Raw genomic sequence first — 13314 nt, 5'->3', positions numbered from 1 at the left:
CGTTTCAGACGGCATTTCCGCATTCAACCTACACGGGAGATTCAATATGAAGAAACTCGCCGTCCTGACCACGCTCGCCGGATGCAAAGAACAGGCTGCACAAAAACCGCCTGTCGATCAAAGCAGAATATGTATATATTCTAATGACGAAGAAGCCCGGAAATGCGTAAACGGCGAACTGTCTTTCTTCAATCTGACCCGATGGGGAAATGAGCAACTCCCGCTCTTTGTGGTCGCCCAATACTGCGACACCAACTACAACATTACCTACAACAATGCCGGCGTCGTTTGCGTATTTACCGACAAAAGAGTGCAAAAGCCTGCCTCCGGCAGCGAATCGTCCGTAAGCGGATCGGTTCCTGCAAAATAAGCTTCCGTCCGCACACAGCACACAGGCTCAGAACCGTACCCCGTTTGAAAACAAAAATGCCGTCTGAAACCCGACATCCGGTTTTCAGACGGCATTTTTTGCTTAACGTTTTAGCTGTAAAGCTTCGCTCCTTTTTTGACGAACTCAATCGCTTTTTCTTCCATGCCTTGCTGTTGGGCTTTTTGCTTGTCGGCGTAGTCGCGCACTTCCTGCGTGATTTTCATCGAGCAGAATTTGGGGCCGCACATCGAGCAGAAGTGGGCGATCTTCGCGCCTTCGGCGGGCAGGGTTTCGTCATGGAAGCTCTCGGCGCGTTCGGGGTCGAGGCTTAAGCGGAATTGGTCGCGCCAGCGGAACTCGAAACGCGCCTTGCTCAGGGCGTTGTCGCGCAACTGTGCGCCCGGCCAGCCTTTGGCGAGGTCAGCGGCGTGGGCGGCGAGTTTGTAGGTGATGATGCCTGTGCGCACGTCTTCTTTGTCGGGCAGACCGAGATGCTCTTTCGGGGTAACGTAGCAGAGCATGGCTGTGCCGTACCAGCCGATATTGGTCGCGCCTATGCCCGAAGTGATGTGGTCGTAGCCGGGGGCGATGTCGGTAACGAGCGGGCCGAGTGTGTAGAAAGGCGCTTCAAAGCAATGTTGTAGCTCTTCGGTCATGTTTTCTTTGACGCGTTGCAGTGGCACATGGCCGGGGCCTTCAATCATGACTTGTACGTCGTGTTTCCACGCTTTATCGGTCAATTCGCCCAAGGTGTGCAGCTCGGCGAATTGGGATTCGTCGTTGGCATCGGCAATGCAGCCGGGGCGCAGGCCGTCGCCGAGGCTGAACGACACATCATACGCCTTCATGATTTCACAGATTTCGTCGAAATGCGTGTAGAGGAAGTTTTCTTTGTGGTGGGCGAGACACCATTTCGCCATGATGGAGCCGCCGCGCGATACGATGCCGGTGAGGCGGTTGGCGGTCATCGGCACATAACGCAGCAACACGCCCGCGTGTATGGTGAAATAGTCCACACCTTGTTCCGCCTGCTCGATTAAGGTGTCGCGGAACAAATCCCAAGTCAAATCTTCGGCAATACCGCCGGTTTTTTCCAAAGCCTGATAGATGGGCACTGTGCCGATGGGGACTGGCGCGTTGCGGATAATCCATTCGCGCGTTTCATGGATGTGCGCGCCGGTGGACAAATCCATAATCGTGTCCGCGCCCCAACGCAGCGACCACACCATTTTTTCGACTTCTTCGGTCAGGCTGGAGGTTACGGCGGAATTGCCCAAGTTGCCGTTGATTTTGACGCGGAAGTTGCGGCCGATAATCATCGGTTCGAGTTCGGGGTGGTTGATGTTGGCGGGGATAATCGCGCGTCCGGCGGCGATTTCTTGGCGCACGAATTCGGGCGTGATTTGGTCGGGATGGGTCGGGATGTTCGCGCCGAAACTTTGACCTGCGTGCTGTTTTAAGAGCTTGGCGTATTCAGGTCGTCTGAAAAGCTCGTCCAGCTTCATGCGTTCGCGTATGGCGACGAACTCCATTTCGGGCGTGATGATGCCGCGGCGTGCATAGTGAAGCTGGGTTACGTTGCTGCCGCTTTTCGCACGGCGCGGGCGGGTGATTTGGTTGAAACGCAGATGGGCGGTTTGCGGGTCGTGCGCGCGTTCGATGCCGTATTCGCTGGAAAGCTTGGGCAGGATTTCGGTATCGCCGCGTTCGTCCAGCCATGCAGTGCGGATGTGCGGCAAGCCTTGTTTCAGGTCGATGTGTGCCGCCGGGTCGCCGTACACGCCGCTAGTGTCATAGACCGGAATCGGCGGGTTGGCTTCCGTACCTTGCGCCGTGTAAGTATCGTCCTGACGGATTTCACGCAAAGGCACGCGGATGTCGTCGCGGCTGCCTTGCAGATACACGCGCTCCGAGTTCGGATATTTAAAGCGGATGCCGATGTCTTCGCTCAAGTCGGCAAGCTCGCGCGCTTCATTGCCGGAAGTTTTGGCGTTTTTTTTTGGCGTAGTCATAAAAAATGCTCCTGTTTTCTCGTTTAGAATAAAGAAACAGGAGCACTTTGCTTTTTCAAACGGCCCGAGTATCAAAAAATGCCGTCTGAAAGACAGAATCCGTGAAAACTCCCCACGCAGGTATTATCCCGATCGGGTGTAAAGGGTATTTCTCAGCCGCCTGAACATCAGGCAGCACCCCTGTTTCAATGTTAACCAAAATTAAATCACGAACATGAACTTTTGTAAAGAAAATAATATTTCAAATCAGGCATAAACCGGCCTCGGACAAGGTTTCATGATTTTTCGCGGAAAGAATGCTTGACACCGCGTACTGCCTTCTGTATAGTTTCACTTCCTGACGCGGGATGGAGCAGCATGGTAGCTCGTCGGGCTCATAACCCGAAGGTCGTAGGTTCGAATCCTGCTCCCGCAACCAAATATTAAAACCCCTCGGCTAAAACCGAGGGGTTTTGCTTTATCCGCCAAACGGCGCACTGCCCTCGCAGTTGCAATCTCAACCGGTTTGGTTACAATCTTCCGCACTGTTTTTCAAGAAAGCCAACCATGCCGACCGTCCGTTTTACCGAATCCGTCAGCAAACACGACCTTGATGCCCTGTTCGAGTGGGCAAAAGCAAGTTACGGTGCAGAAAGTTGCTGGAAAACGCTGTATCTGAACGGTCTGCCTTTGGGAAATCTGTCACAGGAATGGGCGGAGCGCGTTAAGACAGACTGGCAGGCAGGCTGCTCGGAGTCTTCAGACGGCATTTTTCTGAATACGGACGGCTGGTCGGATATGGGCGGCCGCTTGCAGCACCTCGCCCGCACATGGAACAAGGCTGGGCTGCTTCACGGATGGCGCAACGAGTGTTTCGACCTGACTGACGGCGGCGGCAATATCTTGTTCTCACTCGAACGCGCCGCTTTCCGTCCGTTCGGACTGCTCAGCCGCGCCGTCCATCTCAACGGTCTGACCGAATCGGATGGCCGATGGCATTTCTGGATAGGCAGGCGCAGTCCGCACAAAGCAGTCGATCCCGACAAACTCGACAATACTGCCGCCGGCGGTGTTTCCAGCGGTGAATTGCCGTCTGAAACCGTGTGTCGCGAAAGCAGCGAAGAAGCCGGTTTGGATAAAACGCTGTTCCCGTTTATCCGTCCGGTATCCCGGCTGCACAGCCTGCGCCCCGTCAACCGCGGCGTCCACAATGAAATCCTGTATGTATTCGATGCCGTCCTGCCCGAAACCTTCCGGCCTGAAAATCAGGATGGCGAAGTGGCATGTTTTGAAAAGATGGACATTGGCGGCCTGTTGGATGCCATGTTGTCCGGACGCATGATGCACGATGCCCAGCTCGTTACTTTGGACGCATTCGACCGTTACGGATTAATCGCCCCGAACCACCCTCTGTCGGACTGGCTTCGCGGCATCAGGACTTAGGAACCGGTATGCTCAAATTGAACAAGGTCTGCAAACGCTTCGGCAATAAAACCGTCGCCGACAGCATCTGCCTGACTGTCGACCGCGGCAAAATACTTGCCGTGCTGGGTCGGTCGGGCTGCGGAAAATCAACACTGCTGAATATGATTGCGGGGATTATCCGTCCGGACGACGGGGAAATATGGCTGAACGGGGAAAACATTACCCGTATGCCGCCCGAAAAACGCCGTATTTCGCTGATGTTCCAAGATTACGCGCTGTTTCCCCATATGAGTGCGCTGGAAAATACGGCATTCGGTTTGAAAATGCAAAAAATACAAAAAACCGACGCCGAACGCCTTGCCATGGCGGCACTTGCCGAAGTCGGACTGGAAAACGAGGCGCACCGCAAGCCTGAAAAACTTTCCGGAGGTGAGAAACAACGGTTGGCACTGGCGCGCGCTTTGGTTGTCCGCCCTTCCCTGCTGTTGCTGGACGAATCGTTTTCCAGTTTGGACACGCATTTGCGCGACCGGCTGCGCCGCATGACTGCCGAACGTATCCGAAACGGCGGCATCCCTGCCGTTTTGGTGACTCATTCGCCCGAAGAAGCCTGTACGACGGCAGACGAAATTGCCGTGATGCATGAAGGTAGGATTCTACAATACGGCACACCCGAAACATTGGTCAAAACACCGTCCTGCGTGCAGGTCGCCCGACTGATGGGTTTGCCCAACACCGACGATGACCGCCATATTCCGCAACATGCGGTGCGTTTCGACCAAGACGGCATGGAGTGCCGCGTATTATCCCGCACCTGTTTGCCCGAATCGTTCAGCCTGTCCGTCCTCCATCCGGAACACGGCATCCTGTGGCTGAACCTCGATATGCCGCACGCCGGTGAGATATCGGGAAACGATACGGTACGCATCCATATCGAAGACCAGGAAATCGTCTGTTTCCGCTGATGCCTCCTTAAAAACAAAATGCCGTCTGAAAAACCTTTCAGACGGCATTTTTTTACCAAAGCAGCTATATTTTTTCTAAGGGCGTTATTTGACTGCAATCTTTTTCCATTGTCAACAATATTTATTTCCGCACTTTGGCTTCGCCCTCTTCCTCGACAGACACACTGTTGATTTGTTTAATCAGTTTTTCCGACTTTTCCTCGTCCTCGCAGCGGATGACTTTCGCGGTATCACCTTCAAGCTGTCCGGCATTGCTGTGCAGGATGATGTTTTTGACCGACAGGATATTGTTGGGGTTCATCGAAAAACGGCGCAGCCCCATACCGAGCAGGATGCGGGTAAACGCCGTATCGCCCGCCATTTCGCCGCACACGGATACGTCTTTTTCCATACGGTTGGCGGTACGGATGACGTGTTGCAGCATTTTCAACACGGAAGGATGTCCGGGCTGGTAGAGGTGGCTGACGCTGTCGTCGCCCCTGTCGACGGACAAGATGTATTGAATCAAGTCGTTGGTACCGATGGAAATAAAATCGACCAGTTTTAAAATGCTGCCTACGGTCAACGCGGCCGAGGGGATTTCAATCATGCAGCCGACACCGACATCGCCGAAGGCTTCACCGCGCTCGGTAAGCTGCCGCTGGGCGGTGTCCAAATGAATCAGGCATTGGCGCACTTCGGACAAGGAGGTAATCATCGGCCACATCATGCGCACGGGGCCGTGGGCGGCGGCGCGGAGGATGGCGCGCATCTGCGTGCGGAACATGACCGGTTCGGCAAGGCACAGGCGGATGCCGGTCATGCCCAGTGCGGGGTTGAGGCTGCCGTTGGGGGTGGCGTTTTGACCGAACCAGCGGGGGTTTTTATCCACGCCTAAATCAACGGTTCGGATGGTAACGCTTTTGCCTTTCATTTTTTTGACAATCGAGCTGTAAACTTCATACTGTTCGTCTTCAGACGGCATCGTATCGCGGTTCAGGTAAAGAAACTCGCTCCTGAACAACCCGATGCCGTCTGCGCCGAGATTGTGCAGCAATTTGACATCTTCGGCTGATTCTATATTGCCCAAAAGCTCGATACAGACCCCGTCGGCGGTGGCGGCGGCGGTCTTTTTGAGCTTGTTCAACTCGCGTTTGTGGCTGCGGTATTCGCGGGCACGGCGGCGGTATTCGTTCAACACCGACTCGTCCGGCGAAATAATCAACACGCCGTTGATACCGTCGACGATAACTGTTTCGCCTTCGGTAATCAGTTTGCGCGCGTTGTGCAGCCCGATGACGGAAGGAATATCCAAACTCCTGCCCAAAATCGCAGTATGACTGGTCGGACCGCCGACATCGGTTACAAAAGCGGCAATCCGCTGCTCCCTGAACAAAACCGTATCGGCAGGCGAAAGGTCGTGCGCAATCAGCACGGTTTCGTCAAACAGGTTGTCGGCAACATTTAAATCGTTACCCTGCCCGACCAGGTTGTTGTGGATGCGCTGGACGACTTGCAGCATATCCTGCTTGCGTTCGCGCAAATAGGCATCGCCTATGCCGTCAAACTGAGCGGCAAGTTTGTCGCTCTGCTGTTTCAACGCCCATTCGGCGTTGATTTTTTGTTCTTTTAAAATATCGACGGGTTCGCGTGACAAGGTTACATCGGTCAGCAGCATCAGGTGCAGCGAAATAAACGCGCCCAATTCGGTCGGGGCGTTTTCGGGAATCGCGCTGCGCAGCTGTTCCAACTCTTTGCGCGTGGCTTTGATGGCGGCATCGAAACGGGCGGCTTCGGTGTCGATGAGCTCGTCTGAAACGTCGTATTGCGGCACTTCAGCCGTGCCGCGCGTAATCAGGTGGGCTTGTCCGATGGCGATGCCTTTGCCCGCGGCGACACCGTGCAGCACGATACTCATTATTCGCCCTCGCCGAAGTAGTCGTTGATTAAGTCGGTCAATGCCTTCATGGCGGCGGCTTCGTCCAAGCCGTCGGTTTCCAGCTCGATGACGGTACCTTTGGCGGCGGCGAGCATCATTAAACCCATGATGCTTTTGCCGTTGACGCGGCTGCCGTTTTTCGTTACCCAGACTTCGCTTTGAAACTGAGACGCGGTTTGGGTGAATTTGCTGGAGGCACGGGCGTGAAGTCCGAGTTTGTTGATGATTTCGATGGATTGTTTGAGCATTTCGATTCCCGTTTTATGTATATCGGCAGCAGACGCCGTTTAAAATGTTTTCTTGTCCTGCCGCTCCTTCAGGCGGCATCATGGTTTTTCCTGCACACCAAATCGTCCGGTGCGGACATAATGGCGAAAATTCCCCTGACGGCGGCCTCCCTGACACTCTCGGTGAAGGCGGCAAGGTCTTCCGCCTCCGGAGAATGTTGGATGGCCTTAATCATCATCGGCGCATTCAGGCCGGTCAGAATGGCCGATTTGTTTTCGCGTACAAGGCGGCGGGCCGCATTGCAGGGGGTCGCACCGAAAATATCGGTCATAATCAGCACGCCGTCGTTGTCGGGAAATTCCTGAAGCGCGGCAATGGCGTTGTTGATGATGTCGTCTTGGTCTTCCGTCGGCTGCACGCCGAGTATGCGGACGTTTTCAGGCATCCCGCTTAGGAAAAAATGATGTGCCAGCTTGCGGTAGGCTTCGCCTATGGTTTCGTGTGTAACGATTAAAAGCCCTATCATGGTGTATATGCGTCCTGTTTATAATTCTTCTGCCAACCTGCCGTATAAACGTTATGCCGTCTGAAAAACATTCAGACGGCATGCCTGCCTATTTGCCGTTCAGTGCGTAAATCTCGCCTAGATTGCGCCAACAGCCTGCCGCATCCATGCCGTAACCGAAAACATAACGGTTCGGCACATCCAGTCCGACATAATCGGCTCGGATAGGCTTGGGTTTGTCGATCAGCTTGTTGGCGAACACCGCCGAACGGCAGCTTGCCGCACCCATTTCCAAAAGTTTGACTTGAATGGCGGACATCGTATGCCCTTCGTCCAGAATATCGTCCAACACAACCACATGCCTGCCTCGGATTTGTTCCGCATCGGGCATACGTTTCCAGTTGAACGCGCCGCCCTCCAGCTTGTCGCCGTAACGGGAAACATGAACATAATCAAAATCTAACGGAAAGCGCAACAGCGGCAGCAACTGCCCCGTAAACACCACCGCCCCGCCCATCACGGGCAGAAGCAACGGATATTTATCCCCCAAATCGCGCGTAATCTCGTCCGCCACTTTTTGCAGTGCAGCACGGCATTGGCCTTGGTCGAACAAAAGATCGGCGTTTTCAAGCATCGCCTGTGTTTCAAGGCGTTTGGTTTCTAAATCGGTCATCATGTCAAAATCTGTCGGTAAAAGAAAAATTATAAACCAAAGTATCGGATGCCGTCTGAACTGTCCTGCTCAGCGGTCGGTACGCACGCGCACAAATGTGGCAAATTTCGGCGTACCTTTCTGCGTAAAGCCACGGTAACGGTAGGTAATCAGCGTGCCGATTTTGGGCGGGTTGTCGCGGTCTTTGTCTTTGAAGCCGCTGCCGATGCGGAATTCGCCGTGCCGGTTTTTGCAGCCGACCGCACCCAACCGTCCGGCATTGCGCCCTTTGCCTTCATAGTGCCGCGTTACCATGCATTCGTCGTCGTATTGGCTTTTCAGCTTCAATAATTGGCTGCTCCTGCCGCCGATATAACGGGATTCGGGCTGGCGCAGCATCACGCCTTCGCCGCCCTGCGCTTCGATTTGTTTCAAAAAATCCATCGCGTGCTGCCGGTCGCGCACTTTGATTTGCGGGATGATGGTAATCGGCGCGTTCGGATGCGTTTTCAGCCATTGCGTTGCGACTGCCAAACGTTGGTAGAGGTTGCCCTGCGCCTTGGGTACGTCGAAAACGTGCAGGCGGATACCGCGCCAGTCTGAAGAAGCAGAACGCACGGCGGCAGAAATCTGCTCGAACTGACCGCGTCCGCTATACAATTCGCCGTCCAAAGGATAAGGCGGAAACTGCGCGGTAAAACCTTTGGGCGGAGCAAACGCATACCCCTGACGGCTCATCAGGTGCTTTCCGTCCCAATACGCGCGCACGCCGTCGAGTTTCTCGCTCATCGCCCAGCCTGCAATCTCTTGGTCTTTGTATTCCTGCGCCAGCATCAAATCCGCCGCGCCTGCCGATGCAGGGATGAAAACCGCCGTAAAAATCGGTATGATGCCCCTGATAGTCTTCTTAATCATCTGATTCCCCCAATATCAAAACAGGCGGCAAACCGCCATAAAATAAACGGTAAACCCGATGCCGTCTGAAAAACCGTTTAGGAACACGCTATGACCCTATGTTACGAAATCCTCTCCGTTACCCCCTTCCGCCAAAACTGCACCCTGATTTGGGACGACGAAAGCGGCGAAGCCGTCCTGACCGATGTCGGCGGCGACGTGCCGTTCCTGCTGCAAGAGTTGGCAAACCGCAAACTTACGCTCACGGCAATCTGGCTGACACACGGCCATCTCGATCATGCAGGCGGCGTGGTCGAGATGCTGAAAACGCGTAACGTTCCCGTCCTCGGGCCACATCCGGACGATGAATTCCTGCTCCAATCGCTGCCGCAAACCACCGCGCAATACGGATTTCCCGTCTCGCCCGCCTTTGCGCCGACACGTTGGCTCGAAGAAGGCGAAACGCTCACGGTCGGACGCTATGCCTTTCAAGTGCTGCATATTCCGGGTCATACGCCGGGACATGTCGTCTTTTATTGTGCCGAGGCGGAATTGCTGATTGCGGGCGACGTGCTGTTTTACGAAACCATAGGCAGAACCGATTTTCCGCGTGGCAACCACGCCGACTTAATCAATAATATCCGCAACAAATTATTCGCCCTCCCCGAAACCGTGCAAGTTGTCGCCGGACACGGGCGTATGACTTCCATCGGACACGAAAAGCGGCACAATCCGTTTTTCTAACCGACTTCCCAAAGTCTTCAGACGGCATCATCTTCACTGATGCCGTCTGAAACGCAAAAGGCTCAGACAACCGCTGCCTTGCCGTTGTACCTCGCCGGACAAGGCTTTGGTAAGTACTTCAAACAAACCCCGAATCAGAACCGGTACAGTTACGCCGCGCTTTCGGCATTCCCGCTCCGGCTGAAACAACCTTTTCCGCACAAGTCAGACTGCTTCATCTTCTGCCGCATATTCCAAAGATTCCGACAACGCCGTTGTTTCATTGGCACGTTCGGTCAAATCGCGTGCAAGCTGCTTGTTTGCCTTCACACCCAACAGACGCAGCTTCTCGGCGCGGCCGACCAGATTCCCGCGCCCCTCGGCAAGTTGCTTAAATGCCGTCTGAAAGCTGCTTTGCGCCTGATCGATGCTTTTGCCGACGCTTTCGAGCGTTTGGGCGAACCCGACAAACTTGTCATACAGCTTGCCGCCTTCGTCCGCAATCGCCAGTGCGTTCTGATTTTGCTGTTCGTTGCGCCAAATATTCGCCACCGTCCTCAAAGTTGCCAGCAGCGTACTGGGGCCGACCAGCATAATCCGTTTGTCGAAACACTCTTGGAACAATCCCGCGTCATGCTGCAACGCCAGCAGGTACGCCGGCTCGACAGGTATAAACATAAAGACGAAATCCAATGTGTTCACACCTTCCAAATCGGTGTAATTCTTCAATGACAAACCTTTCATGTGCGCACGGATGCTGGCGACATGCGCCGCCAACTCGCGTGCCGCCGTATCCGCATCTGAAGCCTGCGTGTAGCGCACATAAGCCGTCAGCGAGACCTTGGAATCAATCACAATCTGTTTGTTGTCCGGCAGGTTGACCAAGACATCCGGCTGCAAACGGCGTGTGCTGCCGTCTTCCTCCTTACGGACAGATGCTGCCTGAACCGTATATTCCCGTCCCTTCTGGAGGCCGGAATTTTCTAAAACCGTTTCCAGAATCATCTCGCCCCAATTGCCCTGAACCTTATTCTGCGTACCGGTCAGCGCGTTGGTCAGGGCCTTTGCCTCGCTGTGCAGCTGCGCATTCAATCCTTGAAGCCGTTTCAATTCGTTTTCCAACGTCAGCCGCTCGCGCGATTCTTTATCATAGGTTTGCTTGACCAACTCGCCGAAACCGTGGATGCGTTCGTTTAACGGGTTCAAAACCTGATGGAGCTGCTCTCGGTTCTGCTCGGTAAAACGGCGGCTTTTTTCTTCCAAAATCGTGTTGGCAAGATTTTGAAACTGATCGCTCAAGCTCTTGCGCGCCTCGCCCAGTAAGGACAGCTTCTCTTCAGAAGCAAGGCGTTCCTGTTCGATTTGCGTTGTCAAACGTTCGTTTTCAACCGCCAAACCCTGTGCCTTTTCCTGTAAATCGATATGCGACTGCCTCAACCGCTCCGCCTCTGCCTCTTTTTCCTGCAAATGGGCAATCTGTTTTTCGGCTGCGGCAAAACGGTTGCCTACATCGGAAAGGTCATTTTGCACGTCGCGGACAGTTTGGCGGCTTTCTTCCAAATCGGTTTCGATTCTTTGGCGGATTTGGCGTTCCAGCGCATATTGGTCGGCAAATGCCTTCCGCTCCTGTCCGAGCTGCGTTGCCAAACGTTCGTTTTCAACCGCCAAACCCTGAGCTTTTTCCTGCAAATCGATATACGACTGCTTCAGCCGAACCGATTCCGCCTCTTTTTCCTGCAAATAAGCAATCTGCTTTTCGGCTGCGGAAAAACGGTTGCCCAAAGCATAATTTTCGTCTTGCAAATGCTCGTATTTCCCATCCAAAACGGCCAATTCCGATGCCATTTCTGCGTGTGCCTGTTCAACAAAATCACATCTTGCTGCCTTTTCCGCCAATTGCGCGTTCAATACGGCTAATACACCTTGAAACCGGCTCTTCATCAGTAACCATGTAAACAACACGCTTGACAGCAAAGCCGCCAGCAATAGCAACATAGTCATCAGCTCCATAAATCATCCTAATATTCAAACATTTTTCACACCGGACAAAACTGCCGCTTATTCCGATTCTACCTGTTTGTTCGACATAGCTCCAAAAAATATAGCGGATTGGCTTTAAACCTGTTCGACATCGCCTTACCATGCTGCTTACGGTTTCAGACCTTTTCCTAATTCAATATCAATCTGCCACAAACCCTGATTAAGTTCCCGATGTCTGACATTTTTAGTAAGCACCTTTGTTAATTACTGCCAAGGCTTAGCATCAGGTTTGCTATGTTTTTTTCGCCATTGAATACATGCAGGTCTATTCCACATTGTTTTTTCTTCACAGATTGGTCCACCTTCTAAATACCAGCCTTTTTTCTCTAAACAAAGATTTACCTCCGGATTATCACTTTCACCGGTAACAAAATCCATACCGCAATCCTTCATATCTTTTTCTTTTCTATCAACATATTTAGTTAAAACATTAGGATCTGATTCAGGGAATAATGCATCTGCATTATGTAAGCGCCAACGATCATGTGGTGGAAGTGGTTGAAACCATCCACTACAGCTTGTAAGCAATAAGATTGAGGGTATTAAGAATAAAAATCTTATTTTCATTTTATTTCTCCTTCGCTTTATTTAATTCAAAAATAGTTCTTTCATTACCCATTTTAAGATCTCCTCCAGTTCTATATCCGTCATTAATACATTGTCGTTGTCCTAAGCCATGGCAATTATGTAATGATGCCGTCTGAAATGTTGCAGGTATGTTAAGACGGCATACGGGTGCTGACTTTCCCAAAGGGCCGAAGCATGCAAAAAGGGCAAACCCTAAAGGATTTGCCCTTTTGTTCCAAACACTTAGTGTACGTCTTTCCAATATTCTTTTTTCAGGAAATACGCCAAAGGCAGCATAACCGCAAATAGGAAAATCATCACGATATAGCCTATACGTTTGCGTTGCAGCTGAGCAGGTTCGCCCATGTACACAAGGTAATTGACCAAGTCGCGTACGTAAGTATCGTACTCTTTTTGGATGACTTTGCCGTTAGGCAGACGGCGGCTGTGCAAACCGGTAGATTCCCAATACAGCTTAGGAGTCAGGTTGCCATGCTCGTCTTTAATCATAACGGGTTGACCTTTAGCATCCAACTCAACGGCTTGAACACCTTGTTGCTCCCACAGCGGGTGAGGCATACCGACTTTATCAAATACGGTATTGTTCCAGCCACTCGGACGCGTAGGATCCTTATAGAATCCGCGCATATAGGCGTAAAGGTAATCTGCACCTTTGGAACGCGCAATCAACGTCAAATCGGGCGGAGCAGCACCAAACCATTTTGCCGCATCTTTAGGATCCATTGCAGCATGCATCACATCGCCGACATTATCGGTGGTAAACATCAGGTTTTTCTTGATTTCTTCGTCAGTCAAACCGATGTCTTTCAAACGGTTGAAACGCATACCGCTTGCCGAGTGACATGACAGACAGTAGTTGGTAAAGATTTGTGCGCCGCGCTGCAAGCTTACTTGGTCGCGCAAATCGATATCGACTTTCTCATAGTGTGCATGACCGCCCGAAGCAAATGCCGCACTCATGGGTACTGCCAACAGTAAGGCAGCAAACCAGTTTTTCATAACTTGTTTCATTTCG

At 52.6% G+C, this 13314-nt stretch carries 13 protein-coding genes, 1 tRNA gene and 1 riboswitch; of the genes, 5 read left to right on the top strand and 9 right to left on the bottom strand.

Features of this window, described 5'->3' with window-relative positions; genetic code table 11:
• The first annotated feature begins 46 nt into the window (after positions 1-46).
• The gene (locus tag BBW69_RS09825) at positions 47-370 is read left to right on the top strand and encodes a hypothetical protein (protein WP_188211185.1); all 324 of its coding nucleotides are present in this window, start codon (positions 47-49) and stop codon (positions 368-370) included.
• 110 nt (positions 371-480) lie between these two features.
• Here BBW69_RS09825 and thiC read toward each other — a convergent pair whose 3' ends face one another.
• Positions 481-2382, bottom strand: coding sequence for a phosphomethylpyrimidine synthase ThiC (gene thiC, locus BBW69_RS09820; RefSeq protein ID WP_188211184.1), 1902 nt, complete (start codon positions 2380-2382; stop codon positions 481-483).
• A gap of 92 nt (positions 2383-2474) precedes the next feature.
• Positions 2475-2574, bottom strand: a riboswitch (TPP riboswitch).
• Between the two features lie 149 nt (positions 2575-2723).
• On the opposite strand from thiC, the gene BBW69_RS09815 reads away from it, so the two are divergent.
• From BBW69_RS09815 to BBW69_RS09805, 3 genes are all read left to right on the top strand, one after another.
• Positions 2724-2800: transfer RNA gene (locus BBW69_RS09815), tRNA-Met, on the top strand.
• Positions 2801-2928: 128 nt separating this feature from the next.
• Positions 2929-3804 carry an NUDIX domain-containing protein gene (locus BBW69_RS09810; protein WP_188211183.1) on the top strand — a complete coding sequence of 292 codons (876 nt, stop codon included), beginning with the start codon at positions 2929-2931 and terminating at the stop codon, positions 3802-3804.
• An 8-nt stretch (positions 3805-3812) separates the two neighbouring features.
• Entirely contained in the window at positions 3813-4751 is a 939-nt protein-coding gene (locus BBW69_RS09805; protein WP_188211182.1) for an ABC transporter ATP-binding protein, read from the top strand.
• A 121-nt stretch (positions 4752-4872) separates the two neighbouring features.
• Here BBW69_RS09805 and ptsP read toward each other — a convergent pair whose 3' ends face one another.
• The 5 genes from ptsP to BBW69_RS09780 form a co-directional block, all read right to left on the bottom strand.
• Complete coding sequence (ptsP, locus tag BBW69_RS09800; protein ID WP_188211181.1) at positions 4873-6648, bottom strand: phosphoenolpyruvate--protein phosphotransferase; 1776 nt, start codon at positions 6646-6648, stop codon at positions 4873-4875.
• Positions 6648-6917: an HPr family phosphocarrier protein gene (locus tag BBW69_RS09795; RefSeq protein WP_003677272.1), complete on the bottom strand. Its 270-nt coding sequence runs from the start codon at positions 6915-6917 to the stop codon at positions 6648-6650. The genes ptsP and BBW69_RS09795 overlap by 1 nt, the downstream gene beginning before the upstream one ends.
• Positions 6918-6985: 68 nt before the next feature.
• A complete protein-coding gene (locus BBW69_RS09790) occupies positions 6986-7423 on the bottom strand; it encodes a PTS sugar transporter subunit IIA (protein ID WP_188211180.1) in 438 nt (145 codons plus the stop codon).
• Positions 7424-7511: 88 nt separating this feature from the next.
• Positions 7512-8075, bottom strand: coding sequence for a hypoxanthine-guanine phosphoribosyltransferase (locus BBW69_RS09785; RefSeq protein ID WP_188211197.1), 564 nt, complete (start codon positions 8073-8075; stop codon positions 7512-7514).
• Between the two features lie 69 nt (positions 8076-8144).
• Positions 8145-8969 carry a DNA ligase gene (locus tag BBW69_RS09780; RefSeq protein WP_188211179.1) on the bottom strand — a complete coding sequence of 275 codons (825 nt, stop codon included), beginning with the start codon at positions 8967-8969 and terminating at the stop codon, positions 8145-8147.
• Between the two features lie 90 nt (positions 8970-9059).
• On the opposite strand from BBW69_RS09780, the gene BBW69_RS09775 reads away from it, so the two are divergent.
• Entirely contained in the window at positions 9060-9692 is a 633-nt protein-coding gene (locus BBW69_RS09775; protein ID WP_188211178.1) for an MBL fold metallo-hydrolase, read from the top strand.
• 204 nt (positions 9693-9896) lie between these two features.
• Here BBW69_RS09775 and rmuC read toward each other — a convergent pair whose 3' ends face one another.
• The 3 genes from rmuC to BBW69_RS09760 all read right to left on the bottom strand — a co-directional run bounded on the left by rmuC (position 9897) and on the right by BBW69_RS09760 (position 13310).
• Complete coding sequence (gene rmuC / locus BBW69_RS09770; protein ID WP_188211177.1) at positions 9897-11681, bottom strand: DNA recombination protein RmuC; 1785 nt, start codon at positions 11679-11681, stop codon at positions 9897-9899.
• A 234-nt stretch (positions 11682-11915) separates the two neighbouring features.
• The gene (locus BBW69_RS09765) at positions 11916-12278 is read right to left on the bottom strand and encodes a hypothetical protein (RefSeq protein ID WP_111727382.1); all 363 of its coding nucleotides are present in this window, start codon (positions 12276-12278) and stop codon (positions 11916-11918) included.
• Positions 12279-12521: 243 nt separating this feature from the next.
• Positions 12522-13310: a cytochrome c1 gene (locus tag BBW69_RS09760; protein WP_188211176.1), complete on the bottom strand. Its 789-nt coding sequence runs from the start codon at positions 13308-13310 to the stop codon at positions 12522-12524.
• Positions 13311-13314: the final 4 nt, after the last annotated feature.

Origin of the sequence: Neisseria sp. RH3002v2f (assembly GCF_014596375.1) — a bacterium.
GTDB lineage: Bacteria > Pseudomonadota > Gammaproteobacteria > Burkholderiales > Neisseriaceae > Neisseria > Neisseria cinerea.
This window is presented reverse-complemented; position numbering and strand designations above follow the sequence as displayed.

Bases quoted from the DNA above. Each gene is read 5' to 3' on its own strand.
- ptsP (WP_188211181.1), bottom strand. From the start codon at position 6,648: ATGAGTATCGTGCTGCACGGTGTCGCCGCGGGCAAAGGCATCGCCATC.
- thiC (WP_188211184.1), bottom strand. From the start codon at position 2,382: ATGACTACGCCAAAAAAAAACGCCAAAACTTCCGGCAATGAAGCGCGC.
- BBW69_RS09765 (WP_111727382.1), bottom strand. From the start codon at position 12,278: ATGAAAATAAGATTTTTATTCTTAATACCCTCAATCTTATTGCTTACA.
- BBW69_RS09780 (WP_188211179.1), bottom strand. From the start codon at position 8,969: ATGATTAAGAAGACTATCAGGGGCATCATACCGATTTTTACGGCGGTT.
- BBW69_RS09790 (WP_188211180.1), bottom strand. From the start codon at position 7,423: ATGATAGGGCTTTTAATCGTTACACACGAAACCATAGGCGAAGCCTAC.
- BBW69_RS09775 (WP_188211178.1), top strand. From the start codon at position 9,060: ATGACCCTATGTTACGAAATCCTCTCCGTTACCCCCTTCCGCCAAAAC.
- rmuC (WP_188211177.1), bottom strand. From the start codon at position 11,681: ATGGAGCTGATGACTATGTTGCTATTGCTGGCGGCTTTGCTGTCAAGC.
- BBW69_RS09785 (WP_188211197.1), bottom strand. From the start codon at position 8,075: ATGACCGATTTAGAAACCAAACGCCTTGAAACACAGGCGATGCTTGAA.
- BBW69_RS09795 (WP_003677272.1), bottom strand. From the start codon at position 6,917: ATGCTCAAACAATCCATCGAAATCATCAACAAACTCGGACTTCACGCC.
- BBW69_RS09805 (WP_188211182.1), top strand. From the start codon at position 3,813: ATGCTCAAATTGAACAAGGTCTGCAAACGCTTCGGCAATAAAACCGTC.
- BBW69_RS09760 (WP_188211176.1), bottom strand. From the start codon at position 13,310: ATGAAACAAGTTATGAAAAACTGGTTTGCTGCCTTACTGTTGGCAGTA.
- BBW69_RS09825 (WP_188211185.1), top strand. From the start codon at position 47: ATGAAGAAACTCGCCGTCCTGACCACGCTCGCCGGATGCAAAGAACAG.
- BBW69_RS09810 (WP_188211183.1), top strand. From the start codon at position 2,929: ATGCCGACCGTCCGTTTTACCGAATCCGTCAGCAAACACGACCTTGAT.